This window comes from Streptomyces sp. NPDC013457, from assembly GCF_043089925.1.
Classification (GTDB): domain Bacteria; phylum Actinomycetota; class Actinomycetes; order Streptomycetales; family Streptomycetaceae; genus Streptomyces.
This window is the reverse complement of sequence record NZ_JBICBL010000011.1, coordinates 44,462-70,663: the sequence shown is the minus strand read 5'-3', so window position 1 is coordinate 70,663 and position 26,202 is coordinate 44,462. Positions and strand designations below refer to the sequence as shown.

The window sequence follows — 26,202 nt, the reverse complement described above, 5'->3', positions numbered from 1 at the left end:
TTCACCGGCAGTTCCGACATGGCTTGAACGATCCGCCGCGTGACACGATTCAAGACCTCCGCCACCGCCGCCGTCGCCCCGCCCTCGGTCTCCCCGAGGAGACGGTGATGGCCGACTACCTGGCCAGCAACACCTACCGGGCCACCGCCAACGAGGCGTGCTCGGCATCGACGGGCGCGAGCTCAAGGAGCTGAAGCGGGACCTGCTGGTCGGCTGACCCCCTCCGCTGCCACGGTCAGGGCCACCGTCCTCGCCCTGACCGTTCCGAGCAGGACGTCGAGCCGTCCGGCGTCGGCGCCTGGGCAGTCGGCCAGCTCGACGAGATGGTTCCGCAGGTCGGCGACGTCCGACCAGAGGTGCGGCAGCCCGGTGATCCGCTCCCATGTGCGCAGGGCGGGCTCCCATCGGGCCAGGGCCGCCTGCGCGACCACCAGCAGGCGGAGTTCCTCGACGGTGGGCTCGTCCGGGACGGTGAAGGTGTGCTGCCGTTCGAAAGCCCGCCACAGCTCGCCCGCGGCCTCGCACCCCCGGATCCTGCTCTCCGCGATCGCGAGCAGCAGCAGGCCCTCCCTGTGTCCGGACTCCCGCATGGCCGACGCGGCCTCCCGCGCCTGTTGGAGCCGCCCGAGACGCAGCAGCGACCACGTGACCGTCTCCAGGTGGTCCTGCCGGTCTCCCGGCGGCAGGGCCGACAGGACGTCCAGCGCCTCCTGGTGGCGCCCGAGGTGGAACAGTGCCACGGCCCGGCGACCGGCCGACCGGTCCGGGCCGGCGGCCGTGCACCGCTCCAGATCGGCGAGCGCCTGCGCGGAGCGGCCCACCAGCTGGAGCAGGAACGCCCTCTCCTGGAGGGCCTCGGTCTCGGAGCCGCGGCCCGCGGCGACCAGGTGGTCCATGTCGGCCAGGCCGCCCCGGACGTCTCCGAGGAGGCACCGCAGCCGTGCCCTGCGCTCCCGCGCCCAGCGGTGGTCCGGGTCGAGCTCCAGAGCCCGGTCGACGTCGGCCAGCGCCTCGGGCAGGCGCCCGGCCGCCGTACGCGCCGACGCCCGGCGGATCCAGGACGCCACGGAGTCCGGGGTGAGCGCCGCCACCGCGTCGCAGTGGGTGCGCCCCTCGTCCGTGGCACGCGCCTCCCGGTAGGCGAACTGCCGCAGCAGCATCATCGCCTCCACGCCGGGCTCGAGTTCCACCGCCCGCTCCAGATCGGCCAGTGCGCGCAGGGGTTGCCGCATCCTCCGGTACGCCTGGCCCCGGACGCCGAAGGCGTACCAGTGGTCCGGCTCCAGTTCGAGTGCCCGGTCGGCGTCCGCCACCGCCTGCTCGTGGCGCCCCGCCCGCAGGTGTGCGTCGCCGCGTTCCCTGAGCACCATGGCCGGGTCGTCGGAGGCCTCGACGGCTCGGTCCAGCGCGGCGAGCCGGGTGGCGGAGTCCCCCAGCCGTTCGAGGATCCGTGACCTCTGCACCATGGCCCAGGCGTAGTCGGGGCGCAGGTCGACGGCCCGGTCCAGGTCCGCGAGCGCCTCCTCGAGGCGCCCCAGGTCCAGCAGCGCGAGGGCCCGGCTGCCCAGCGCCCAGGTGTAGGAGGGGTCGAGGGCGAGGGCCCGGTCGAAGTCGGTGAGCGCCTGCTCGGGCCGGCCGCGCTTCCAGTGCAGGAAGGCACGCTGGGCCGGTACCCACGCCATCTGCGGGCGGCTCTCCTCCGCCCGGTCCAGGTCGGCGAACGCCCCGGTCTCGTCCCCCGATTCCAGGCGTACGTCGGCACGCCGCAACAGTGCCCACCAGTAGTCCGGTTCGATTTCGACGGCGCGGTCCAGATCGGCCAGTGCCTCTCTCGTGCGCCCCAGCCTGTACCTGGCCTGACCGCGCGTCGCGAGCACGGCGGCGCTCTCGGGTCCGAGCGCCAGCGTCCGGTCGCAGTCCGCCACCGCCTCCTCGTACCGCTCCAGACGCCGGTGGAGTTCCGCGCGCTCCCCGAGGATCCACGGCCTGTCCGGCGCGTGGGCGTCGGCCCGGTTCAGCCGTTCCAGTGCCCCGGCCAGATCGAGCCGGAGCAGGCGCACCATCCCGAGGCCGTAGTGGGCCCGGGCGCACTCCGGGTCGAGGGCGAGCGCGCGCTCGTAGTCGGCGGTGGCGCCGGTGTGGTCCTCGGCCCATCGGCGGAACTTGGCGCGGACGACCAACGCGGCCACCTGGCCCTCCGGCCCGAACCCCGCGCGGGACAGCAGGAGTCCGAGCAGTGAGGCCACCGGCTCGTTCTCGCTCTCCAGGGCCGCCAGCGCGTCCCTGCCCCAGCCGCGCAGCACCTGCGCGTCCGCGTCCTCGCCCGCGTCGGCCAGTACCCGCGCCCAGCGGCGGGCCGTCGCCGCGCCCTCGTCGCAGGCGTCCACGCCGTCGCGGAGCACTGCGGGCAGCGCCGCCGCCGGGCCCGCGCACAGCCGGTGGTACGACTCCTCCAGGCGGGCGTCCCGCCAGGCTTCGTGCTCCCAGCGCTCGTCCTCCCGCAGGTCCTCGGCGGCCTCCTCCGCCCAGCCCGCGAACGCGGCGGCGAGCCGTTCCTGGTCCTCCCGCCAGCCGCGCGGCGACTCGGTGCGGCGCAGCAGCAGCATCGGGCCGCGGACGACGTCGTGGTACTGGAGGTGTCCGTCCCGGTGGGCGACGAAGGGCAGGGTCCGCAGCCAGTCGAGGAGCGCGGGGTCCTCCTGGGAGGCGACGGTGAAGACGTCCTCGTTCAGCCGGCGGGGCAGTGCTCCGGCATTGGCCGCGTCCTTACGGGTCCGGTCGGGCACCCCGCTCAGGAACCGGTCCACGGCGGTGGCGCCGGCGAGGCCGACCTCGCCGGGGCGGGCGGCGAGGGTGGAGACCAGAACCGGGAGGCCGCCGGAGAGGCGCAGGACGTCCTGGACGACGCTCTCGTCCACCACCCCTTTCGCCGAGAGGAGTTGTCGCGCCTCCGCCTCGGTGAACGGGTCGAGCGGCATGTCCTGCACGAAGTCGGCGTGGTCCGTCCAGGAGGAGGGGTCGAGCCGGTCGCGGCCGGCGACGACGAAGACGGTGGTGGCGGGCAGGGCGCCGTACCGTTCGGTGGTGATCAGGTCGCGCAGCCAGCTGTCGAGATAGGGCGCGGTGCGCTCGTAGGTGTCGAAGAAGAGCGCGAGCCAGGGGACCTCGGCCGCCACCCGCTCCAGGTCCGACACCAGCACCGGGGTGAGGGCGCGCACCGGAGCGAGGACGAGCTGCACATCGTCCTGGTTGCGGAACCGGGCGCTGAGGAGCGCCCGCAGCCGGTCGGTGCCCTGGGCGAGGCGGTTCGGGTCGACGGCGCCCGCGAAGGCGCCCACGACCGGGATCATTCCGGCGCCGATGAGCCCCGCCTGGGCCAGGGCCGTGCTGCCCGCCGAAGGGGCGCCGCCGGGCGCCTCCCCGGTCTCGGCCGCGGCGATCGACGCCGCCTCGGCCTCGTGGCGCCGCTGCAGGTAGGCGGCGAGCTGCCGGTCCAGCGCCTTCAACGGGTGCCCCTGCCGGGCGAAGGAGGCGGCGATCTCCCCCATCACCTCGGGGATGCTGTTGAGCCCTTCGTCGGCGTACGCGGTCACGGCGCCGCGTCCCGCCGCGACGTCCGTCAGCTCTCCGACGAGCGTGGTCTTGCCGACGCCCGCGTCGCCTCGCACATGGAAGACGAAACGATGCCGGTCGTCCTCCACGGGAACGTCGAAGTTCTCCCGGAACAGAGCGAGTTCACCGCGCCGACCGACGAACCCGGCCTTCTTGCGCCGCTGGAGCAGCGCCTGCATGGACGGTCGCGCGCCGTTGGTCATGCGTCGAGTGTTCCAGCACGCCCCGCGCCGCGCGAGGCGTTCCGTGCAGCGCCCGTCAGTCCCCCAGCACCGGCAGCAGCTCCGGGAGGTGCCCGTCGGACGCCCGCGCCGCCGCCATCCGCTCCTCGGCCACCTCGCCGTACAGCGTCGTGCGCGGGCGCGACGGCCTGCCCGCCGCCTCGGCGATGGCGACGAGGTCCCGGATCGAGCGGTACGAGCCGTAACTGGATCCCGCCATACGGGAGATGGTCTCCTCCATCAGCGTGCCGCCCAGGTCGTTGGCGCCCGAGCGGAGCATCTCGGCGGCACCGTCCGCACCGAGCTTCACCCAGCTGGTCTGGATGTTCGGGATGTACGGGTGGAGCAGCAGCCGCGCCATCGCCGTGACCGCGCGGTTGTCGCGGACCGTCGGGCCGGGGCGGGCGATGCCCGCGAGGTAGACGGGGGCGTTGGTGTGGATGAAGGGCAGTGTCACGAACTCCGTGAAGCCGCCGGTCTCCTGCTGGATCCCGGCCAGCGTGCGGAAGTGGCCGAGCCAGTGCCGGGGCTGGTCCACATGCCCGTACATCATCGTCGACGAGGAGCGGATGCCCAGCTCGTGGGCGGTCTTGATCACCTCGATCCAGGTGGCCGTCGGCAGCTTGCCCTTGGTGAGGACCCAGCGGACCTCGTCGTCGAGGATCTCGGCGGCGGTGCCGGGGATCGAGTCGAGTCCGGCCTCCTTCGCCGCCGTCAGCCACTCCCGGATCGACAGACCGGTCCGGGTCGCGCCGTTGACGACCTCCATCGGCGAGAAGGCGTGGACGTGCATCCCGGGCACGCGCTCCTTCACCGCCCGCGCGATGTCGAAGTAGGCCGTGCCGGGCAGGTCCGGGTGGATGCCGCCCTGCATGCAGACCTCCACCGCGCCGACCTCCCAGGCCTGCTGGGCGCGGTCGGCGACCTGGTCGAGGGAGAGGGTGTAGGCGTCGGCGTCGGTGCGGCGCTGGGCGAAGGCGCAGAAACGGCAGCCGGTGTAGCAGACGTTGGTGAAGTTGATGTTCCGCGTGACGATGTACGTGACCTCGTCGCCCGCCACCGACCTGCGCACGTCGTCGGCGATCCGGGTCAGCGCGTCGAGCGCGGGACCGTCGGCGTGCAGGAGGGCGAGCGCCTCGTCGTCGGTGAGCTTCGTCGGATCGTCGGCCGCGGTGGCGAGCGCGGCCCGCACGTCGGTGTCGATGCGCTGGGCGACCATGCCGGGCGCGGCCGCCTCCCGCAGCGCCTCCCAGTCGCCGTAGACCTCGTCGAAGTCCTCACGGCGGTCGTGGGTGCGGCCGGTGGTGTCGATCGTGCGGTGCAGATCGGTGCGGCCCGCCGAGGTGAACGCCTCGTCCGGTTCCTGCCAGGGCAGTCCGCGGACCGTCGCGTCCGGGTTCGCGAGACCGGTCTCCGGGTCGGCGAGCGCCCGCACGTGCGGCAGCAGGCGCGGGTCGAGCCAGGGCTCGCCGCGGCCGACGAACTCCGGGTAGACGCAGAGGCGTTCGCGCAGCTCGAACCCGGCGGCGCGGGACTTCTCCGCGAGGGTGTCGATCTGCGGCCAGGGCCGCTCCGGGTTCACGTGGTCGATGGTGAGCGGGGAGACCCCGCCCCAGTCGTCGATGCCGGCGGCGATCAGCCGTCCGTACTCCTCGTCGACGAGGTTCGGCGGGGCCTGGAGGCAGGCCGAGGGGCCCATGATGTGCCGGGCTACGGCGATCGTGGCGATCAGGTCGTCCAGTTCGGCGTCCGGCATGCCGCGCATCGCCGTGTCCGGCTTGGCGCGGAAGTTCTGGATGATCAGCTCCTGGACGGAGTGGTACGCGCGGGAGACCCTGCGCAGCGCGAAGAGGGACTCGGCCCGCTCCTCGTACGTCTCGCCGATCCCGATGAGCAGACCGCTGGTGAACGGCACGGACGAGCGGCCGGCGTCCTCCAGGACCCGCAGCCGGACGGCCGGCTCCTTGTCGGGGGAGCCGAAGTGCGGGCCGCCGGGCTCGGACCAGAGCCGGGTCGCCGTCGTCTCCAGCATCATGCCCATGGACGGCGCGACGGGCTTGAGCCGCTGGAAGTCCGTCCAGGACATCACGCCCGGGTTGAGGTGCGGGAGGAGGCCGGTCTCCTCCAGGATGCGGATCGCCATGGCCCGTACGTACGCCAGGGTGTCGTCGTAGCCGTGCGCGTCGAGCCACTCGCGCGCCTCCGGCCAGCGGTCCTCGGGCTTGTCGCCGAGCGTGATCAGGGCTTCCTTGCAGCCCAGTTCGGCGCCGCGGCGGGCGATGTCGAGGACCTCGTCGGGAGACATGAACATCCCGTGGCCCGCGCGGCGGAGCTTCCCCGGCACGGTCACGAACGTGCAGTAGTGGCACTTGTCGCGGCAGAGGCGGGTGAGCGGTATGAAGACGCTCTTCGAGTACGTGATGACCCCGGGGCGCCCGGCGGCGTCCAGGCCCGCGTCCCGCACGCGCCCGGCCGAGGCGACCAGATCGTCCAGATCCGTCCCCCGTGCCTGGAGAAGCACGGCGGCCTCGCCGACGTCGAGCGCCACTCCGTCCCTGGCCCTCTTGAGGGCACGGCGCATGGCGTTCTCGGTGGGCCGTCCTGCCGGTCCGGGCTGCTGATCCGTCATGCACCGAGCATACGAGTGCCCGCCGACGGGCACAGGCCCGCGGGCCGGGCCGGTGTGCGGCGGCGGGGTCCGGCCGCCGCCGCGGGCCGACCGGCCGGCGGCCGCCGGACCCACCCGTCGTCACCCGCCCGTCGTCACCGGTCCGCTGTCACCTGTCCGCCGTCACCTGTCCGCCGTCACCGATCCGCCGTCACCGATCCGGCCCCGGCCGGATCACCGGATCGACGGATCGACGGATCGACGGATCGACGGATCACAGATACCGGGCGAACTCGTCCAGCACCCCGAGGACCTCCGTCTCGTCCCCCGGCGGCAGCTGGAGCACCACCTCCTCGCAGCCCAGCTCCTCGTAGTGCGCGAGCTTGCCCGGATTGGGGAGGACCGCGTACGGGACGACCTGGAGGTTCTTGGGGTCGCGGCCCGCCTGCTCCCAGGCCTCTCGGAGCACCGGCATCGACTGGGTCAGGCCGCGGCCGCCGATGGGCATCCAGCCGTCCGCGTACTCGGCGATCTGCGCGAAGAGCTTCGGGCCCGCCCCGCCGCCGACGAGGATGCGCGGGGCGCCGCCGGCAGGCTTGGGGTAGGCGTGGGACGCCCGTACCGACACACCGAACTCGCCTTCGTAAGCCGTCGGTTCGTCGGCCCACAGCGCCCGCATGAGCGCCATCCGCTCCCGGCTGAGTTCACGCCGGGTCGACCACTCCACGCCGTGGTCGGCGGCCTCCTCCTTGTTCCAGCCGAAGCCGACGCCGAGCGTGAAGCGTCCGCCCGAGAGGTGGTCCAGGGTGGCGATCTGCTTGGCCAGGGCGATCGGGTCGTGCTCGGTGATCAGGGTGATTCCGGTGCCGAGTTCGAGCCGTTCGGTGACGGCGGAGGCCTGGCCGAGGGCGACGAAGGGGTCGAGGGTGCGGCCGTACTCCCGGGGCAGTTCGGTGCCGGCCGCGGGGTAGGGCGTGGTGCGCTCGATCGGGATGTGGGTGTGTTCGGGCAGGTAGAGCCCGGCGAAGCCCCGCTGTTCGAGCTCGCGCGCGAGGCGGACGGGGGTGATGGTCTCGTCGGTCAGGAAGATCGTGGTCGAGATCCGCATAGCGGCACGGTAGGGGCTGCGGCGGGGATTTCCGAGAGCCGCGGCGCGACGGGCCTCTTGCGTTGTCCGGGAGTTCACGCCCTACTACGAGGGTGCCCGACATGAGCGAACCGACCCGACGAACGCTCCTGACGACGAGCGTGGCCTCCGCCCTTACCTTGGGAAGCGTGAGCTTCGCGCACGCGGCCGACGCCCCTGACGGCTCCTCCGGCGGCGACCGGACGGAGACGGTCGGCGGCACGCTGCCGCCCGGCTCCCCCGACTACGTGTACCTCCCCGTCGAGATCCCCCACGGGGTGCGCGAGATCCACGTCTCGTACGCGTACGAGCGGCCCGCCGTTCCCGCCGGGACCCAGGGCAACGCCCTGGACATCGGCATCTTCGACCAGCGCGGCACCGAACTCGGCGGCAAGGGCTTCCGGGGGTGGTCGGGCGGGGCGCGCACGGAGTTCTTCCTCCGCGCCGACGCGGCGACGCCCGGCTACGTAGCCGGCCCGCTCAGGGCCGGGACCTGGTTCGTCGTGCTCGCCCCGTACACGGTGGCGCCTCAGGGGCTCACCTACTCTGTGACGATCACCCTGCGCTTCGGCGCCTCACTGCCCACGCCCCGGCCCGTGTACCCGCCCGAGCGGGCCGAGGGCCGGGGCCGGGCCTGGTACCGCGGCGACAGCCATCTGCACACCGTGCACTCGGACGGGCGCCGCACGCCCGACGAGGTCGCCGTGCTCGCGCGCGCCGCCGGGCTCGACTTCCTCACGGCCACCGAGCACAACACCCATGCCGGGCACGGGGCGTGGGCCGAGGCCGCCGGGGACGACCTGCTGGTCCTGCTCGGCGAGGAGGTCACCACCCGCAACGGCCACGTCCTGGCCGTGGGGACGGACCCGGGCACCTTCGTGGACTGGCGCTACCGGGCGCGGGAGAATCGTTTCGGGCATTTCGCGCGCGAGATCCGCAGGGCGGGCGGTCTGGTCGTCCCGGCGCACCCGCACGCCACCTGCATCGGCTGCAACTGGAAGTTCGGCTTCGGCGACGCGGACGCGGTCGAGGTGTGGAACGGCCCCTACACCCCGGACGACGAGGTGTCGCTGGCCGGCTGGGACGCGGCGCTCGCGAAGGGCCGCTGGACCCCGGCGATGGGCAACTCCGACGCCCACCGCGACCCGGACCGCGTCGGCACCCCGCAGACCGTGGTCCTGGCCGACGAGCTGAGCCGGGAGGCGATCCTGGAGGGCCTGCGCGCGGGCCGTTCGTACGTCGCCGAGTCCTCGGCCGTCTCCGTCGACCTCTCGGTGACGGACGGCAGGGGTCGTTCGGCGGGCATCGGCGGGCGGCTGCGGGTGCCCGCGGACGAGCCCGTCACCGTCCGGCTGGCGGTGGGCGGCGCCCCGGCGGGCGGTACGGTCCGGCTCGTCACCGACCAGGGCGTGCTGCACACGGCGCCGGCGGCCGGGCAGCCGGTGGAGTGGGTGACGACGGCCGCGTACGCCTCCTATGTCCGGGCCGAGGTGCGGCACCCGGTGGCGCTGCCGCCGCTGCCCGGCGCGCTGGCGGCCTTCACGAACCCGGTGTTCCTGCAGCTCCGCTGATCAGCCCTGGTACTCGCTGAGGTCGATCGCGTACACCCGCAGCGGAACGCCGAAGTCCGGGTGGTCCGTCTCGCGCTCCGGGGTCATGCCGAGCTTGCGGATGACGTTCTCGGAGGCCTGGTTGGAGATGTGGGTGATGCTGACGACGCGGTCGAGGCCGCGGTCCTGGAGTGCGAACTCCAGGGCCGCGTGGGCGGCCTCGGAGGCGTACCCCTGCCCCCAGTAGGGCCGCCCGAGCCGCCAGCCGACCTCCACCTCGTGCCGGAGTTCGGGCAGGAACCCGGGCACGGAGAGCCCGGCGAAGCCGATCAGCTCACCGGAGCCGAGGAGCTCGACGGCGAAGAGCCCGAAGCCCTCCTCGTCCCACTCCTCCTCCCACCGCTCGATGTCCTCGGCGGTCTGCTCCAGATCGCGGGTCGATCCGTCGCCGATCCAGCGCATCACCTCGGGGTCGGCGTTGATCTCGGCCATGGGGACGAGGTCGTCGTCGGTCCAGCGGCGCAGGAGGAGGCGGGGCGTGAGGATCTCGGTCATGCCCTCATGGTCTCGCACCCCGCCCGCGGTCACACGAGCCCCTTGACCTCGACCTTGGTTGATGTACGAGTCTCCTCGCATGGACACGGACACCGCTGACATCACCCGCCTCTTCGACCGCTACCTCCGCTCCCTCGACGACGGCGGACCCTTCGACGACACCTGGGCCGCCGCGTTCTTCACCGAGGACGCGACCAGCTCGACCCCCGCAGGCGACACCCGGGGGCGCGAGGCGATCGCCGCCACCGTGCGGACGGCGATGGGGCTCTTCGACCGGACCGTGCACTTCGGCTCCAACCACCTCGTCGAGGTCGACGGCGACCGTGCCACCCTCCTCGGCAACCAGCTCTCCACGCACGTACGGGCCGACGACGGCGGGCTTTTCCTGTCCGGCGGACGCACGGAGAACGAGTTCGTCCGCACCCCGGACGGCTGGCGGCTCTCCCGCGCCGATCTGAGCATCGTCTGGACGCAGGGAAATCCGCCTGTGCTTCCGTAGCCCGGCTGCTTGGATGAGCGGCATGCTCAGCCGACTCGAGACCTATTACGACACCGTCCCCCGATCCGCCGCCCGTACCGAGGAGCTCGGGCCGCTCACCCTCTTCGTACGGGAGGGGGAGGGGTGGCCGTACTACGCCCGGCCGACGCTCGGGCACACCGGGGAGGTGACGGCCGACGACGTGGAGCGCGTGCGCGCGCTCCAGCGCGAGCTGGGTGTTCCCGAGGCCTTCGAGTGGGTCGCGGAGACGACCCCGGGGCTGCGCGCGGCCGTGGAGAAGAGCGGGCTCGTGGTGCACGAGCACCCGCTGATGGTCCTGGACGGGGAGCCCGCCGCGGTCGCGGCGCCCGAGGACGTCACCGTACGGATCGTGGGCGCCGGCGACGCCGTCCTGGAGTCGGCCGCCGCCGCGCCGTTCGCTGCCTTCGGGGTGGCCCCGGCCCCCGGGGCCGCCGCCACGCTGGCCGCCAGGATCGAGGCGGGGCTCACCCGGCTCGCCGCCGCGGTGGACGCGACGGGCACCGCCCTGTCCGCCGGGCAGTACCAGCCGGTCGGCCCGGTCGCGGAGGTCGTCGGCGTCGGCACCCTGCCCGACTCACGCCGCCGCGGCCTGGGGCTCGCGGTGACCGCCGCGCTGGTCGCCGACGCCCGGGCCGCGGGCGTGGAGACCGTCTTCCTGTCGGCGTCGGACGAGTCGGTGGCCAGGCTCTACGGGCGGCTCGGCTTCCGCACGGTCGGCACGGCGCTCATCGCGGAGCCCGCCTCCTGAAAAAACTTCCCCGGACGTGTCACATCCGTGTCGCGCGCTCCGTCAGTGCTGTGAAGGCAAGCCGAACGGCACCACTCAACCGCTGGAGGAGCGACCATGCTGCACGAGATCACCCCCCGGATGACCAACCCCGCCTACGTCCTGCCCGACGCCGGAGCCGCCATCCAGAGTCTGGTGAAGGCCACCCGTCAGGGCGGCGTCCCGGAGTCGACGCTGGAGCTCGTGCACCTGCGTGCCAGCCAGATCAACGGCTGCGGTTTCTGCGTCGACTACGGCGTCAAGTCCGCCCGGAAGGCGGGGATGAGCGACGAGAAGCTCTTCGCCGTCGCCGCCTGGCGCGAGGCGCCGTACTTCACGGACGAGGAGCGGGCCGCGCTGGCGCTCGCCGAGCACGCGACGCGGCTGGCCGACACCTCGGACGCCGTGCCGGACGCGGTGTGGGACGCGGCCGCCGACCACTTCGACGAGAAGCAGCTCTCGGCGATCGTGATGATGGTCGCCCTCACCAATCTGTTCAACCGGATCAACGTGACGATCAGGCAGCCGGCGGGCGTGGCTCTCTGAGCGGCGCCTCGCGCACCATCAGGACGTCGATCGGGTCCACGGTCGACTCCACCGTGAACCCCTCGCGTTCGTAGAGGCGCTGGGCCCTGCTGCCCCGCACCACGACGAGCCGCACGGGGAGGGACCGCTCGTCCGCCCGGGCAAGCAGCTCCCGCAGGACCGCCGTCCCGAGGCCCGCCCCCTGGGCCTCGGGGGCCAGGTAGAAGTGTTCGAGGTAGAGCCCGGGGCCGTCGCCGTACGGGCGGAGCGTCACACAGCCCACGAAGGCCCCGCCGGCCTCGACGACCGAGGTGTGTTCCGGGGAGAAGCCGTCGCGCAGGCGCTGGCGCACCCGGTGCTCGTCGTAGCGGCCGAGCCGCACCAGGTCGTCGCGCATCACGACCGCCCGCAGTTCGGCGATCGGCTCCACGTCCTCGGCCCGCCCGGGGCGCAGCGACCATGTAGTTTCCGTATACACGCACGCATCCTAGGGAGAGCCGGGCGCCACCTGGCACGGGGGCCGCTCGTTGGTGGGGGCATGAAGAAGATCCTCACCGCCGTCCTGACCGGACTCGCCGTCGCCGGGGGCATCGGCGCCGCCGGGTCCGCCGTCGCCGACACCACCGACCTCGGCAACGCCACGCTGCCGTCCGTCGTGCCGCTGAGCGGCCTCCTGAACCCCCAGGAGAAGCCCGCCTCCGCGGCCGACCTGCCGGCCGCCAACGCGACGGTGGAGCGACTGCTCCCGGGGCGCTGACGACCGCAGAGGCGGCCGGACGGGCCGACGGACGAACGAGGTGGCGGGACCGGAAGACGGTCCCGCCACCTCGTTCGTCGTTCGACTCAGGGGCTCACACGGCTCAGGGGCTCACACGGCCCGGAGGCCCACCCGGCCGGGGTTCAGTCCGCCACGACCAGCGACGGCGTCTCCTTCGTCAGCACCTCGCCCCGGAAGAAGGCGGGGCTCCTGCGCTGCATCACCAGCATGATCACCAGGCCGACCAGCAGCAGTCCGACGCCGATCACGAAGACCGAGCCGACGCCGAGGACGGAGGAGCCGCTGCCGTAGGCCGGGTCCCACATGTCGTACAGCGTCTTGCCGAAGACACCGGTGAGCAGGATGCCGCCGAGAACCGGGCACAGGCCCTTGTAGACGAAGTCCCGGCCGGAGCGGAAGAGCTCCTTGCGGAAGTACCAGGCGCAGGCGAACGCGGTCAGCGAGTAGTAGAAGCAGATCATCAGGCCGAGCGCGTAGATCGTGTCGACCAGGACGTTCTCGCTGACGAGGGTCATCACCGTGTAGAAGACGCCGGTGGCGACGCCCGCGATGACCGTGGCCTTGCCCGGCACCTTGAAGCGCGGGTCGACCTTGGCGAAGGACGCCGGGAGCGCCTCGTACGTCGACATCGCCAGCACTGTGCGGGCCACCGGGATGAACGTCGTCTGGAGGCTGGCCGCCGCGGAGGCGAGGACGGCGACGAAGAGCAGGATGCCGAGGGCCGGGCCCATGACCGGTCCCGCGAGGGCCGCGAAGACGTTGTCGGAGGTCTCCGGGTTGGCGAGGCCGAGGCCGCTGTCGCCGGAGCCGACGGCCATCTGCGCGGCGACGCCGGTGGCGAGGTAGGAGCCGACCAGGACGACCATCGCGATGAGCGCGGCGCGGCCGGGGGTCTTGGCGCTGCCGGTGGTCTCCTCGTTGGTCGCCATGCAGGCGTCCCAGCCCCAGTACATGAAGATCGAGAGGGAGAGACCGGCCGTGAAGGCGGCGAAGGACTGGACGGCGAACGGGTTCATCCACTCCCAGGAGAAGGAGAGCCCGGTGTCGAAGGCCCCGCTGCCGGCCTTCTGGAAGGCCATCGCGACGAAGAGCGCGAGGACGACGAGCTGGAGACCGACGAGGGCGTACTGCACGCCCTTGGTGGCGGTCATGCCGCGGTAGCTGATCGCGGTCGCGACGGCGATGAGCACGAGGCAGGTGAGGATGTGGACGGCCTTGTTGTCGTCCAGGGCGGCGACGGAGTCGCTGCCGGTGATCTCACCGGCGAGGAGCCAGAAGTACGAGGTGGCGACGCCGGCCAGGTTGGACAGGACGATGATCGTCGCGATGACGAGGCCCCAGCCGCACATCCAGCCGATCCGGGGGCCGAAGGCCTTGACCGTCCAGGTGAAGGAGGTGCCGCAGTCCGGCATGACCCGGTTGAGCTCCCGGTACGCGAAGGCGACGAGGAGCATCGGGAGGAAGCCCGCGAGGAAGATCGCGGGCATCTGGAGCCCGACCTCGCCGGCCGTGGAGCCGAGCGTGGAGGTCAGGCAGTAGACGGGGGCGACCGTCGAGATGCCGATGACGGCGCTGCCCATGAGCCCGACGGAGTTTCCGCCGAGCCCCTTCGTGCGTACGCCCTGGCTCTCACCCGAGGGGGTGACGCCCCTTACCGTGTCTCCGGCCTGGGGCCGTGCATCCACCTGAGTCATGAACAGGACGTTAAGTGCTGCGGTTTCCACATCCGGAGGACGCGAGTCCGGGGCCATTGAGCGATCTTCGCCTTGCATTACAAGGCTCGTAACGCCAAATCGTCATTGATTGAAAGATCGACGATGGATCCGAACCGACCGATTGGTAGGCGTCTCAGAGACTGTCCGGTATGCGGGAACCGCAGCACTGTCCTTAATGTCCGTTTCCAAATTTTCCCGAAGAATTTTCCGGGCCGTGCGGGGAGGGCGTCAGCCCGGCCAGACCACCGCCTGCGTCTCGCTGTACGCGTGCAGGGCGTACGACCCCACGTCCCGCCCGACACCGCTCTTCTTGAACCCGCCGAACGGCGCCTCCATGTTCCGTCCGATCGTGTTCACCCCGACACCGCCCGCCCTCAGCCGGGCCGCGACGCGGAACGCGCGGGCCACGTCGCCCGACCACACGTAGTCGAGCAGCCCGTAGTCGCTGTCGTTCGCCAGCTCGATCCCCTCCTCCTCGTCGTCGAAGGGGACGACCACCACGACCGGGCCGAAGATCTCCTCCCGGACCACCCGCATGTCGTTCGTGCACTCCGCGAGCAGCGTCGGGGCCACGTAGAAGCCGCGCTCCACGGCCGGGCGCTCGCCGCCCACGACCACCCGCGCACCCTCCTTCCGCCCCAGCTCGACGTACGACTCCACCCGGTCGCGGTGGGCCGCCGAGATCACCGGGCCGACGACCGTGCCCGGCACCGTCGGGTCGCCGACCTTCATGAAGCCGAGATAGCCGGTGAGCTTCTGGATCAGCTGCTCGTGGATCCCGCGCTGGGCGAGGACCCGGGTCGGGGCCGTGCAGATCTGTCCGCTGTAGAAGGAGAAGGTGGTGCCGATCCCCATCACCGCGGAGTCGAGGTCGGCGTCGTCGAAGACCAGCGCCGCGCCCTTCCCGCCGAGCTCCATCAGCTGCCGCTTCAGCGCCCGGCCGCAGACCTCGCCGATGCGCTGCCCGACGGCCGTGGAGCCGGTGAAGGAGACCATGTCGACGGCCGGGGAGTCGACCGCGGCCTCGCCGACGGCCGTGCTCGTGCCCGTGACGACGTTGACCACACCCGCGGGGACGCCCGCCTCCTCCAGCGCCCGGGCCATCGCGAAGACGGAGAGCGGGTCCTGCGGGGCGGGCTTCACCACGACCGTGTTGCCCATGGCGAGGGCCGGGGCGATCTTGCCGGCCGGATTGGCCCAGGGGTTGTTGTACGAGGTGATGCAGGTGACCACCCCGACCGGGCGGCGCACCGCGACCGCGCCGAAGACCCCGGCCTTCCCCATCGGACCGGCCTCGTTGATCTGCGGCGGCAGCGCCTGCTCGACCGGTTCCAGGGCGCCGCGCGCGTACCGCCGGAACCGGGAGGAGCCGACGGCGACCTGCATGCCCCGCGCGGTCCCGGTGGTGGCGCCGGTCTCGGCCTGCGCGAGGACCACGTTCGCCTCCGCGTCGCGGGCCATCAGGTCGGCTGCCCGGTCGAGGATCGCGGCGCGTTCCTCCGGTTTCGTACGGGACCAGGTCGCGAAGGCCTCCCGGGCGGCCTCGGCCGCTTCGTACACCTGGTCGCGGGAGGCTTCGGGCGCGAGCCCGACGACCTCCTCGGTGGCCGGGTTGACCACCTCGTAGTGCCCGCCGTCGGGCTCGACCCACTCCCCGCCGATGAAGAGTCGCTGCGTCACCGTGTGGACACCGTCCTCGTGTCACGGCCCGAGCGGAGCACCCTGCCGGGGATCGCGCCGGTCACCTCGTCGTCGCGGATGGTCTCCACGCCGTTGACGCGGACGGAGACGACGCCGACCGCGCGCGAGTCGAGCCGGGGGCTGTCGCCCGGCAGGTCGTGCACCAGGGTCGCCGGGCCCGCGTCGATCCGCTCGGGGTCGAAGAGGACCAGGTCGGCGTGGAACCCCTCGGCGATCCGCCCGCGCTCGCGCAGCCCGAAGAGCCGGGCCGGGTCGTCGCTGAGCATCTTCACCGCCTGCTCCAGCGTGACCAGCTTCCGGCCGCGCAGACAGTCGCCGAGGAAGCGGGTCGTGTAGGGGGCGCCGCACATGCGGTCCAGGTGCGCGCCCGCGTCGGAGCCGCCGAGCATCACGTCCTCGTGCTCCCAGGTCTCGCGGCGCAGCGCCCAGGAGGCCGGGTCGTTGTCGCTGGGCATCGGCCACAGCACCGTCCTGAGCTCGTCGTTCGCACAGATCTCGACGAGGCACTGGAAGGGGTCCTGGCCGCGCTCGGCGGCGATGTCGTCCACGACCCGTCCGGTGAGTCCCTCGTTCTCGCGGCTGTAGGTGTCGCCGATGACGTACCGGCCGAAGTGCGCGAGGCGGCGGAAGACACCGGCCTCCTTGGAGTCGGCCCGGCGCAGCATCTCGGCCCGGACGTCCGGGTCGCGGAGCCTGGCGATCCGCTCGGGTACGGGGAGCGCCAGGATCTCGCCCCAGCCGGGGATGAGGTTGAGGGCGCAGAAGGTGCCGAGCGACATGTTCATGGGGGTGAGGATCGGCATGGTGAGCGCGACGATCCGGCCGCCGGACTTGCGGGCGCGTTCGGAGGCGACGAGCTGGCGCGGGACGCGTTCGGGGACGGCGGCGTCGATGGTGAGGACGTTCCAGTTCAGGGGGCGTCCGGCGGCGGCCGTCATGTCGACGAAGAGGTCGATCTCGTCGTCGGAGAACTGGTCGAGGCAGCCGGCGAGGATCGCTTCGAGCTGGGTGCCCTCGTGCTCGCCGACCGCCGCGGAGAGCGCGATCAGCTCGGCGGGCGTGGCGTGCCGGGAGGCGACGGGGGCGCCGTCGCCGTCGGAGTGGGTGGCGGACTGGGTGGTGGACAGGCCCCAGGCCCCGGCCTCCATGGCCTCGTGGAGCAGCGCCGTCATCCGGTCGAGCTGCTCGGGCGTGGGCTGCCCGCCGACGGCCTCCGCGCCCATCACGTACCGGCGCAGGGCGCAGTGTCCGACCATGAAGCCCGCGTTGACGGCGATCCGTCCTTCGAGGGCGTCGAGGTACTGGCCGAAGGAGGACCAGCTCCAGTCGACCCCCTCCTCCAGGGCCTTGAGGGCCATGCCCTCGACCTTGGACATCATGCGGCGCGTGTAGTCGGCGTCCTCGGGACGGTCCGGGTGGAGGGGCGCGAGCGTGAAGCCGCAGTTGCCGCCGGCGACGGTGGTGACACCGTGGTTCATGGAGGGGGTGGCGAAGGGGTCCCAGAAGAGCTGTGCGTCGTAGTGGGTGTGGGGGTCGACGAAGCCGGGGGCGAGGACGAGGCCGGTGGCGTCCTCGGTGGTGCGGGCGGTGGCGTCCGCTCCGGCGATGACGATCCGTCCGTCGCGGATGCCGATGTCGGCGACGAAGGCGGGGGCGCCGGTGCCGTCCACGACGGTGGCGCCCTTGATCAGGTGGTCGAGCATGACGGTCCCTTTCTGCACGTGAACACGCCCCGGCCGGGGACGCGGTAGCCGGCCGCGGCTACGACGTCCCCGGCCGGGGCCGGTACGGAACGGTGGTCCGGGAAGACACCGCCCCGCGCTCGTGACGGTCGGGGAGCTCCCCGGCCCGGAGGGCGGGCCCCCGTCAGGACGTCGCGGCCTGGCGGAAGCGGGTCGTGCGGTGGACCGGGTCCGTGTCGATCTTGGGGATCACGTGCTCACCGATCAGCTTGACCGTGTTCATCGTGTCCTCGTAGCTGATCCCGATCGGCAGGCCGAAGGACAGCTGGTCGGCGCCCGCCTGCTCCCAGCGCTTGCACTGGCCCAGCACCTCCTCCGGGTCGCCGCAGATCATCAGCTCCTCCGCGATGAGGAGTTCGATGATCTCCGCGCTGTACTCGGGCAGCAGCTCCGGCCACTCGGGGATGCCCTCGGGCCGGGGGAAGGTGTCGTGGTAGCGGAAGAGCAGCGACTGCAGGTAGTTGAGGCCGCCGCTGACGGCGATCTCGACGGCCTTGTCGTGCGTCTCGGCGCAGATCGCGGTCGAGGTGACCATCACATTGTCGTTGACGAAGTCGCCGACCGCCTTGGCCTCCTTGACGGCCGTCTTGTACGACTCGACGACCCACTCCATGTCGGAGACCTTCTGCACGCTGAACCCGAGGACGCCGAGCCCCTTCCTGCCCGCCATCGCGTACGAGGAGGGCGAGCCGGCCGCGTACCACATGGCCGGGTGGGACTTCCCGTACGGCTTGGGCAGGACCTTGCGCGGCGGCAGGGACCAGTGCTTGCCCTGGAAGCCGACGTACTCGTCCTGGAGCCACATCTTGGGGAACTCGGCGATCGTCTCCTCCCAGATCTCCTTCGTGTGGTTCATGTCGGTGATGCCCGGCATGAACCCGAGGATCTCGTGGGAGCCCGCCCCGCGGCCCGAACCGAACTCGAAGCGGCCCTGGGAGAGGTGGTCGAGCATGGCGACCTTCTCGGCGACCTTCACCGGGTGGTTCACCGGCGCCAGGGGGTTGAAGATGCCGGAGCCGAGGTGGATCCGGTCGGTGGCGTGGGCGAGGTAGCCGAGGTAGACGTCGTTCGCCGAGAGGTGCGAGTACTCCTCCAGGAAGTGGTGCTCGGAGGCCCAGGCGTACTTGAACCCGGACCTGTCCGCCTGGATGACGTACTCGGTCTCCTCCATCAGCGCCTTGTGCTCGGCCTCGGGATCGGTCTCGGCGCGCTTGCCGACGTATCCCTGTACGAAGATCCCGAATTCCAAGGGGGTTCACCGTCCTCGTTGTTTCTGACGTACCGTCAGATTCTCGATGTGCCCGACTTTCGCACCGCGCGGCAGGTGCGTCAATACCTGATGGAGCGTCAGAACCGTTCAGAAGAGCTTGACTCCGGCGAGCCATCCCCCGTCGATGACGAACGGCTGCCCGGTGATGTACGAGGAGTCGTCGGCGGTGAGGAAGAGCGCGAGCGCCGCCACCTCCTCGGGTCTCCCGATCCGGCCCATCGGCACCAGCTGCCGGTACAGCCCTGCGGTCGCCTCCGGGTCCACGCCCTCCGGGTTGCTCATCGGGGTGTCGATCGCCCCCGGGCAGACCGCGTTGACCCGGATGCCCTTCGCCGCCAGCTCCAGCGCGGCCACCCGGGTCAGGCCGAGCACCGCGTGCTTGGTCGCCGCGTACGCGCCGACGCCCGCCATGCCCGTCAGACCGGTGTACGAAGCCGTGTTGACGATCGTGCCGCCACCGGCCGCCTCGATCTCGGGCGCGACGCTGCGGATCCCCAGGAAGCAGCCGACCTGGTTGACCGAGACGATCGCCTGGAACTCCTCCAGGGGCGTGGAGACCAGCTCGTTGAAGCGCAGGATGCCCGCGTTGTTCACCAGGCCGTCGATCCGCCCGAAGCGCTCCTTGGCGGCGGCGACCGCCGCCCTCCAGTCCTCCTCACGCGTGACGTCGAGGTGGACGTAGACCGCGCGCTCCTCCCCCAGCTCCTTCGCCAGCGCCTCGCCGGGAGCGTCGAGCACGTCGGCGAGGACGACCCGCGCCCCCTCGGCGGCGAAGAGCCGCGCCTCCTGCTCGCCCTGTCCGCGCGCCGCGCCGGTGACGACGACGACCCGCCCGTCCAGCTTGCCCATGTCCGTCCACTCCTCAGCTCAGGTGGGGGGCGACCTCGGCGGCGAACGCCGACATCTGATCGGTGAGTTCGGTACGACTCCGGGAGCGGAACCGGACCTGGATCTGGTGCACGCCCATCGCTCCGTACGCGTTCAGCGACTCGGCGAGGGCCTCCGGCTCGCCGGAGAGCGTGCGCCGGCCGACGTCCCAGCCGGCCTCGCCGACGTACAGGGCCTCGACGATCGCCCCGACGGTGATCGGCTCCTCGATCCCGGCCTCCTCGCGCAGGCTCCTGAGCCGGGCGATCTGCGCGGGGAGCTCGGTCCTCGGGTCGCCCTGGGGCAGCCAGCCGTCCCCCCTGAGGGCCGCCCGGCGCACGGCGGCCGGCGAGGAGCCGCCCACCCAGACGGGCACCCGCTCCTGGGCGGGCCGCGGCAGCTGCCCGAGGTCCTTGAAGGCGAACCGCTCACCCGTGTGTTCCGGGTACTCCTCCGGACCGAGCGCCGCCCGGAGCGCGTCGATCGTCTCGTCCAGCACGCCCCCGCGCCCGGCGAAGTCCGCCCCGACGGCCTCGAACTCCTCCTGGACGTGCCCGGCCCCGACCCCGAGGACCAGACGGCCGCCGGAGAGGTGGTCGAGGGTCGCGTACGCCTTGGCGGTCACCAGGGGGTGGCGCAGACCGACGACCGCGACGTGCGAGAGCAGCCGGACGCGCTCGGTCGCGGCGGCCAGGAAGGAGAGCGTGGCGACCGGGTCGTACCAGACGGTGCTCATGGGCCCGGCGAGGCGGCGGGGGATGGCGACGTGGTCGCAGCTCGCGATGTAGTCGAAGCCGGTCCGGTCGGCGACCCGGGCGACCTCCACCAGGTCGGCGGGCCCGGCGGCGGCCTCCCAGGGCTCGGCGTAGAGGGTGCTCTGCGACTGGACCGGGAGCTGCATCCCGTAGACCACCATGGTGGAACCCCCTATGGATCTGACGATTCGTCATATCGATGAGTGGCCCTCATGCTCGCTTCTGACGGGCCATCAGACAAGGGGTGCGCCGGGACACGGTGCCGGAAGCGTCCCGGGCACGTCTCAGGCGCGTAACCGGCTGAGTGCCCCCTGCAGCCATCGCCGTACTCCCCGGCGAAGGCAGCGCACACCACCACACAGGGGGAACCATGAACATCCAGCGCTTCGGAGCCGTCGCCGCCGCCACCACGGCCGCCGCCCTGCTGCTCACCGCGTGCGGGGGCACGGAGGACACGGCCCTCGGCAAGGCCGCCGAGAACGCGGCCTCCGGCGCCGCGGCGGCCGTGTCCGGTTTCGACTTCCTCAACGGCACCGCGAAGCAGAACAAGGCACAGCCGAAGACCGGAGACTGGGCGAACACTCCCGGCAAGCCGCAGAAGTGGGTCCAGCTGAGCGCCGGCCGCGCGGGCGCCCTCGACCCGGTCGTCGTCAACGGCGCGGGCTTCACGCTCTACCGCTTCGACAACGACACCGCGAAGCCGTCGAAGTCCACCTGCAACGACGCCTGCGCCACCACCTGGCCGCCGGTCGTCGTCGCCCCGGGCGGCCGGATCTTCATCGACGGCGTGAGGAAGTCGGACGTGGGCGTCGTCAAGCGCGACGACGGCAACCTCCAGGTCACCATCGGCGGCTGGCCCGTCTACCGCTTCGGCAAGGACCTGCGCCCGGGCGACACCAACGGCCAGGGCGTGGGCGGCACCTGGTTCGGCGTGACCCCGACCGGCAAGAAGGCGGGTGGCGCCACCGACCCCGCCGGCGGGTACGGCAGCGGAGGGAACACCGGCGGGGGGTACAGCGGCGTCGCCCTCTCCGACGAGAAGGACTCCGGGGCGCCGGTCCGCCTCGGCTGAGCCGCGGGGCCGGGAGAGGCCGTGGTGCCGGTGCGCCGCGGCCTCTCCGCGCTCTCCGGGGCTAGGGCACCCAGAGCCCGTCCGGGGTCAGCCCGAGCAGGTCGATCGCGTTGCCGCGCACGATCCGCTCCACCACGTCCGGCGCCAGTTGCCCCATCTGCGCCTCGCCGACCTCGCGCGACTTGGGCCAGGTGGAGTCGGAGTGCGGGTAGTCCGTCTCGTAGAGGACGTTCCCGACGCCGATCGCGTCCAGGTTCTTCAGGCCGAAGGCGTCGTCGAAGAAGCAGCCGTAGACGTGCTCGGCGAAGAGCTCCGACGGCGGGCGCAGCACCTTGTCGGCGACACCGCCCCAGCCACGGTTCTCCTCCCAGACGACGTCGGCGCGCTCGAGGATGTACGGGATCCAGCCGATCTGCCCCTCGGCGTACATGATCCTCAGGTTGGGGAAGCGCTCGAACTTTCCGCTCATCAGCCAGTCCACCATCGAGAAGCAGCAGTTGGCGAAGGTGATGGTGGAGCCGACGGCGGGCGGGGCGTCGGCGGAGGTGGACGGCATCCGGCTCGAGGAGCCGATGTGCATGGCGACGACGGTTCCGGTCTCGTCGCAGGCGCGAAGGAAGGGGTCCCAGTAGTCGGTGTGGACCGACGGGAGCCCGAGGTGCGGCGGGATCTCGGAGAAGGCGACGGCGCGGACCCCGCGGGCGGCGTTGCGCCGCACCTCCTCTGCGGCCAGTTCGGCGTCCCACAGGGGTATGAGGGTGAGGGGGATCAGCCGCCCGCGGGCCTCGGGCCCGCACCATTCCTCCACCATCCAGTCGTTGTACGCGCGAACGCCGAGGAGACCGAGCTCGCGGTCGCTCGCCTCGGTGAAGGTCTGCCCGCAGAAGCGCGGGAAGGTGGGGAAGCAGAGCGCGGACTGGACGTGGTTGACGTCCATGTCGGCCAGCCGGTCGGGGACGCTGTACGAGCCGGGGCGCATCTGCTCGTAGGTGATGACCTCCAGCCTGATCTCGTCCCGGTCGTACCCGACGGCGGTGTCGAGCCGGGTGAGCGGCCGGTGCAGGTCCTCGTACACCCACCAGTCGCCGATGGGCCCGTCGTCGCCCTTGGCACCCATGACGGGTGCGAACTTTCCGCCGAGGAAGGTCATTTCCTTCAGGGGCGCGCGGACGATCCGGGGTCCGGTGTCGCGGTACCTGGACGGGAGCCGGTCCCGCCAGACGTGAGGCGGCTCCACGGTGTGGTCGTCCACCGAGATGATCTTCGGGAAGGTCTCCATGCGTTTCACGGTAGCGCCCATCTGACGGCCCGTCAGCTCCTTGGTCGGCCGAATCATGTGGCGGGACTTGTGCAGACGGTGACCCGATGCTGACGCATCCCCTCCGGGCAAGGCAGACTGTCAGGGGCGAAACCAGCGGTACGGCAGGGGGAGCTATGGACCGTGAGAACGGCCCGCACGTCCCGGAGCAGCGAGCTCCGCTGACAGGTCGCGTCCGCACGGACGACCTGCGCTTCAGTGTGCTCGGCCCGGTACGCGCCTGGCGGGACGGCACCGTCCTCCCCTCGGGCTCGCCCCAGCAACGCGCTCTGCTCGCCGCGCTGCTCCTGCGCGACGGGCGCACGGCCACGGCCGGCGAGCTGATCGACGCCATCTGGGGCGAGGAGTCCCCCTCGCAGGCACTGGCGGCGGTACGGACGTACGCCTCGCGGCTGCGCAAGGTCCTCGACGCCGGGGTGCTGGTCAGCGAGTCGGGCGGGTACGCCATCCGCACCGCCGACGCCGGGGCCCTGGACCTGAACGTCGCCCAGGAGCTGGCCGCCGAGGCCGACAAGCTGCGGGGCGCGGGCGACCGCGCGGCGGCCAGGTCCCGGCTGAACAAGGCCCTCGGACTGTGGGACGGCGAGGCGCTGGCCTCCGTACCGGGGCCGTACGCCGAGACGCAGCGGGTACGCCTGGAGGAGTGGCGGCTCCAGCTCCTGGAGACCCGGCTCGACATGGACCTGGAGGCCGGCGCGCACGCGGAGGCCGTCTCCGAGCTGACCGCGCTCACCGCCGCCCACCCGCTGCGCGAGCGCCTGCGCGAACTGCTGATGCTGGCCCTCTACCGCAGCGGCCGGCAGGCCGAGGCGCTGGCCGTCTACGCCGACACCCGTCGGCTCCTCGCCGACGAGCTGGGCGTCGACCCGAACCCGGAGCTCTCCCGCCTTCAGCAGCGGATCCTCCAGGCCGACACCGAACTGGCCCGCCCGGTGGAGGAGTCGGCTCCCGCGCCCGTCGTCTCCCGGCCCGCGCAGCTCCCGGCCACGGTCCCGGACTTCACCGGCCGCAACTCCTTCGTACGGGAGCTGGGCAGACGTCTGGCCACGGCCGAGGGCTCCGTGATGGCCGTCTCGGCGCTCGCGGGCATCGGCGGCGTCGGCAAGACGACGCTCGCCGTGCACGTGGCGCACGAGGCGCGGCCGCACTTCCCCGACGGACAGCTCTACGTCGACCTCCAGGGCGCGGGCGCCCGCGCGGCGGCCCCCGAGACGGTCCTCGGCGCGTTCCTCCGGGCCCTCGGCACGCCCGACTCCGCGATCCCCGACTCGCTGGACGAGCGGGCGGCGCTCTACCGCTCCACGCTGGACGGCCGGCGGGTCCTCGTGCTGCTCGACAACGCGCGGGACGCGGCCCAGATCCGCCCCCTCCTGCCGGGCACGGCGGGCTGCGCGGCGCTGGTGACCAGCCGCATCCGGATGGTGGACCTGGCCGGGGCGCACCTGGTGGACCTGGACGTCATGTCGCCGGAGGAGGCGCTCCAGCTCTTCACCCGGATCGTCGGCGAGGAGCGCGTCTCGGCGGAGCGGGAGGCGGCCCTCGACGTGGTCGCCGCATGCGGCTTCCTCCCGCTGGCGATCCGTATCGCGGCCTCCCGGCTGGCCGCCCGCCGCACCTGGACGGTGGCGGTCCTGGCGGCGAAGCTCGCCGACGAGCGGCGCCGCCTGGACGAACTCCAGGCGGGCGACCTCGCGGTCAAGGCCACCTTCGAACTCGGCTACGGCCAGCTGGAGCCGGCCCAGGCCCGCGCCTTCCGCCTCCTCGGCCTGGCCGACGGCCCGGACATCTCCCTCGCGGCGGCCGCGGCCGTCCTCGACCTGGAGCTGCACGACACGGAGGACCTCCTGGAGGCGCTGGTCGACACCTCCCTCCTGGAGTCGGCGGCCCCGGGCCGCTACCGGTACCACGACCTGGTGCGGCTCTACGCGCGTGCGTGCGCGGAGCGGGACGAACAGCCGCCGGTGGAACGGGAACTGGCGCTGTCGCGGCTGCTGGACTTCTACCTGTCGACGGCGGCCCGGGTCTACGCGATCGAACGGCCGGGGGAGCGGGTCCTGGACCACTTCGAGCGCACCCAGTACCCCGGTCTCGCCTTCGACACCCAGGAAGCCGCCCTGGACTGGCTGTTCACCGAGGCCGGCGGGCTCCTCGCCTGCGCCCGCCAGTCCGCCGGCAACGGACTTCTCCGCCGCGCCGCGGACCTGCTGATGGCCGCCGTCGACCTCGCCGAGTCGGGGGCGAACACACATCAGTTCGCGCAGGCGGCCACGACCGTGAGCGAGGCTGCGGCGAAGGCCGGGGAGATGCGGGCGGAGGCGCGGTCCCGGACGATGCTCACCCATGTGCACAGCACCTCGGGGCGGTTCGGCGAGGCCGCCGAGGAGGCCCGCCGCGCGCTGGACGCCGGCCTCGCGGCCGGCGACCCCGTCTCGTCCGCGCAGGCGCCCAACCAGCTCGGGATCATCGCGCTCTACGAGAGCCGTCACACGGACGCGGAGAGTCATCTGTCGCAGGCGCTCGCCGCGTTCAGGGCCGACCAGAACAAGCCCGGGGAGGCCAGCGCCCTGTGCAACCTGTCCCGGGTGCACCTCGCCATGGGCAGGATCGCCAGCGCGGTCGACCTGGCGCGCCAGGGAATCGCGATCTACGAGGAGGCGGACGACGGTCTGCCGCTCCGCCTCGCCAACGGCAAGTACGCGCTGGGTCTCGCGCTCACCGAGGCCGGTGAGACCGGTCAGGCACGTGCCGTCCTCACCGAGGCGCTGAACGTCTTCCAGGAGAGCCGGCAGAAGCTGTGGCACGGCATGACGCTGTTCCGGCTCGCCGAGGTCAATCTCGCCGAGCGCAAGTCCGCGTCGGCGGCGTCCCACGCGGAGCAGGCGCTCGCCGTCCTGCACGGGATCGGCGGCGAGTGGCGGCGGGCCAACGTCCTGACGGTGCTGGGGCGCGGCCTGTCGGCGCTGGGGCAGATCGACCGGGCACGCGTGTGCTGGCGTGAGGCTCTGACGGTCTTCGAGGAGCTCGACTCCCCCGAGGCCGGGGACGTCCGCGCGCTGCTGCACCCGGCCGCGGTCGCGTGACGCACCTGGTCGTTCATCAATCGTTTATCGCCGTACGGCACTCTCATGTATGTCGATCCGCCGCGTCGGGGGGCAGACGGATCGCGATGAGGCCCCACCGTTAGGGTGATCGGCCCTGGACGTCCCACCCGGCGATCCACGGGGGAATCGCCGGGCGGGCGTCGCTCTCGCCACGTCCATCAGCTACAGGAGATGACCTTCATGGCCGACAACCTCAAGCCCACCGACGCCCACGCCACGGGCGAGGAGATCACCACGCTGGGCGACGCGCACGCGACGAGCGAGCCCATCAAGCCGCTGGACGCCCACGCGACGAGCGAGCCCGTCAAGCCCATCAAGCCGCTGGACGCCCACGCGACCGGTGAGCCCATCAAGTAGCGACCCGGGCCGGCCCACGGGGGACGAGGGCCGGCTCGCGACG

Annotated in this window: 21 protein-coding genes; 9 read left to right on the top strand and 12 right to left on the bottom strand. The window is 72.3% G+C overall.

The features are described from left to right. Window positions 1–23 precede the first annotated feature (23 nt). The gene (locus tag ACF1G2_RS27650; RefSeq protein WP_391800889.1) at window positions 24–194 is read left to right on the top strand and encodes a hypothetical protein; all 171 of its coding nucleotides are present in this window, start codon (window positions 24–26) and stop codon (window positions 192–194) included. Here ACF1G2_RS27650 and ACF1G2_RS27645 read toward each other — a convergent pair. The 3 genes from ACF1G2_RS27645 to ACF1G2_RS27635 all read right to left on the bottom strand — a co-directional run bounded on the left by ACF1G2_RS27645 (window position 183) and on the right by ACF1G2_RS27635 (window position 7,549). After that, on the bottom strand, window positions 183–3,815 hold the full coding sequence (locus tag ACF1G2_RS27645; protein ID WP_391800888.1) for a tetratricopeptide repeat protein: 3,633 nt from the start codon (window positions 3,813–3,815) through the stop codon (window positions 183–185). The genes ACF1G2_RS27650 and ACF1G2_RS27645 overlap by 12 nt on opposite strands. A gap of 55 nt (window positions 3,816–3,870) precedes the next feature. After that, a complete protein-coding gene (locus tag ACF1G2_RS27640; RefSeq protein WP_391800887.1) occupies window positions 3,871–6,462 on the bottom strand; it encodes a bifunctional FO biosynthesis protein CofGH in 2,592 nt (863 codons plus the stop codon). Between the two features lie 253 nt (window positions 6,463–6,715). Continuing rightward, window positions 6,716–7,549 (bottom strand): LLM class F420-dependent oxidoreductase, encoded by an 834-nt coding sequence (locus tag ACF1G2_RS27635; protein WP_391800886.1) that lies wholly within the window; start codon window positions 7,547–7,549, stop codon window positions 6,716–6,718. A gap of 101 nt (window positions 7,550–7,650) precedes the next feature. Between ACF1G2_RS27635 and ACF1G2_RS27630 the strand changes: the two genes are divergently transcribed. Further along, window positions 7,651–9,138, top strand: a complete 1,488-nt coding sequence (locus tag ACF1G2_RS27630) for a CehA/McbA family metallohydrolase (RefSeq protein WP_391800885.1) — start codon at window positions 7,651–7,653, stop codon at window positions 9,136–9,138. Here ACF1G2_RS27630 and ACF1G2_RS27625 read toward each other — a convergent pair whose 3' ends face one another. Next, entirely contained in the window at window positions 9,139–9,672 is a 534-nt protein-coding gene (locus tag ACF1G2_RS27625; protein ID WP_391800884.1) for a GNAT family N-acetyltransferase, read from the bottom strand. Between the two features lie 79 nt (window positions 9,673–9,751). On the opposite strand from ACF1G2_RS27625, the gene ACF1G2_RS27620 reads away from it, so the two are divergent. The 3 genes from ACF1G2_RS27620 (at window position 9,752) to ACF1G2_RS27610 (ending at window position 11,504) form a co-directional block, all read left to right on the top strand. Next, entirely contained in the window at window positions 9,752–10,171 is a 420-nt protein-coding gene (locus ACF1G2_RS27620; RefSeq protein ID WP_391800883.1) for a nuclear transport factor 2 family protein, read from the top strand. 13 nt (window positions 10,172–10,184) lie between these two features. After that, window positions 10,185–10,940 (top strand): GNAT family N-acetyltransferase, encoded by a 756-nt coding sequence (locus ACF1G2_RS27615; RefSeq protein ID WP_391800882.1) that lies wholly within the window; start codon window positions 10,185–10,187, stop codon window positions 10,938–10,940. Between the two features lie 96 nt (window positions 10,941–11,036). Continuing rightward, window positions 11,037–11,504, top strand: coding sequence for a carboxymuconolactone decarboxylase family protein (locus ACF1G2_RS27610; protein ID WP_352187133.1), 468 nt, complete (start codon window positions 11,037–11,039; stop codon window positions 11,502–11,504). On the opposite strand, the gene ACF1G2_RS27605 is transcribed toward ACF1G2_RS27610, so the two are convergent. Continuing rightward, window positions 11,476–11,961 carry a GNAT family N-acetyltransferase gene (locus ACF1G2_RS27605; RefSeq protein ID WP_391800881.1) on the bottom strand — a complete coding sequence of 162 codons (486 nt, stop codon included), beginning with the start codon at window positions 11,959–11,961 and terminating at the stop codon, window positions 11,476–11,478. The two genes, ACF1G2_RS27610 and ACF1G2_RS27605, sit on opposite strands and share 29 nt — an antisense overlap. A gap of 60 nt (window positions 11,962–12,021) precedes the next feature. Here ACF1G2_RS27605 and ACF1G2_RS27600 point away from each other — a divergent pair, with 60 nt between their 5' ends. Continuing rightward, entirely contained in the window at window positions 12,022–12,240 is a 219-nt protein-coding gene (locus tag ACF1G2_RS27600; protein ID WP_391800880.1) for a hypothetical protein, read from the top strand. Window positions 12,241–12,383: 143 nt separating this feature from the next. Here the strand turns inward: ACF1G2_RS27600 and ACF1G2_RS27595 are convergent, their stop codons facing one another. The 6 genes from ACF1G2_RS27595 to ACF1G2_RS27570 form a co-directional block, all read right to left on the bottom strand. Next, a complete protein-coding gene (locus tag ACF1G2_RS27595; RefSeq protein ID WP_391800879.1) occupies window positions 12,384–13,955 on the bottom strand; it encodes an APC family permease in 1,572 nt (523 codons plus the stop codon). Between the two features lie 249 nt (window positions 13,956–14,204). Then, window positions 14,205–15,656: an aldehyde dehydrogenase family protein gene (locus tag ACF1G2_RS27590; RefSeq protein WP_391800878.1), complete on the bottom strand. Its 1,452-nt coding sequence runs from the start codon at window positions 15,654–15,656 to the stop codon at window positions 14,205–14,207. Continuing rightward, complete coding sequence (locus ACF1G2_RS27585) at window positions 15,653–17,380, bottom strand: amidohydrolase family protein (RefSeq protein ID WP_391800877.1); 1,728 nt, start codon at window positions 17,378–17,380, stop codon at window positions 15,653–15,655. The genes ACF1G2_RS27590 and ACF1G2_RS27585 overlap by 4 nt, the downstream gene beginning before the upstream one ends. A 163-nt stretch (window positions 17,381–17,543) precedes the next feature. Further along, the gene (locus ACF1G2_RS27580; RefSeq protein WP_391800876.1) at window positions 17,544–18,668 is read right to left on the bottom strand and encodes an LLM class flavin-dependent oxidoreductase; all 1,125 of its coding nucleotides are present in this window, start codon (window positions 18,666–18,668) and stop codon (window positions 17,544–17,546) included. Window positions 18,669–18,776: 108 nt separating this feature from the next. Further along, window positions 18,777–19,538: an SDR family NAD(P)-dependent oxidoreductase gene (locus ACF1G2_RS27575; RefSeq protein ID WP_391800875.1), complete on the bottom strand. Its 762-nt coding sequence runs from the start codon at window positions 19,536–19,538 to the stop codon at window positions 18,777–18,779. A gap of 13 nt (window positions 19,539–19,551) precedes the next feature. After that, window positions 19,552–20,472: an LLM class F420-dependent oxidoreductase gene (locus tag ACF1G2_RS27570; protein WP_391800874.1), complete on the bottom strand. Its 921-nt coding sequence runs from the start codon at window positions 20,470–20,472 to the stop codon at window positions 19,552–19,554. 209 nt (window positions 20,473–20,681) lie between these two features. Here ACF1G2_RS27570 and ACF1G2_RS27565 point away from each other — a divergent pair, with 209 nt between their 5' ends. Further along, complete coding sequence (locus tag ACF1G2_RS27565; RefSeq protein WP_391800873.1) at window positions 20,682–21,383, top strand: hypothetical protein; 702 nt, start codon at window positions 20,682–20,684, stop codon at window positions 21,381–21,383. 61 nt (window positions 21,384–21,444) lie between these two features. On the opposite strand, the gene ACF1G2_RS27560 is transcribed toward ACF1G2_RS27565, so the two are convergent. Continuing rightward, window positions 21,445–22,662, bottom strand: coding sequence for an amidohydrolase family protein (locus ACF1G2_RS27560; RefSeq protein ID WP_391800872.1), 1,218 nt, complete (start codon window positions 22,660–22,662; stop codon window positions 21,445–21,447). A 155-nt stretch (window positions 22,663–22,817) separates the two neighbouring features. On the opposite strand from ACF1G2_RS27560, the gene ACF1G2_RS27555 reads away from it, so the two are divergent. Together ACF1G2_RS27555 and ACF1G2_RS27550 are read left to right on the top strand one after the other, a co-directional pair. Then, entirely contained in the window at window positions 22,818–25,781 is a 2,964-nt protein-coding gene (locus ACF1G2_RS27555; protein ID WP_391800871.1) for a BTAD domain-containing putative transcriptional regulator, read from the top strand. 201 nt (window positions 25,782–25,982) lie between these two features. Further along, the gene (locus tag ACF1G2_RS27550; protein WP_361600700.1) at window positions 25,983–26,159 is read left to right on the top strand and encodes a hypothetical protein; all 177 of its coding nucleotides are present in this window, start codon (window positions 25,983–25,985) and stop codon (window positions 26,157–26,159) included. Window positions 26,160–26,202: the final 43 nt, after the last annotated feature.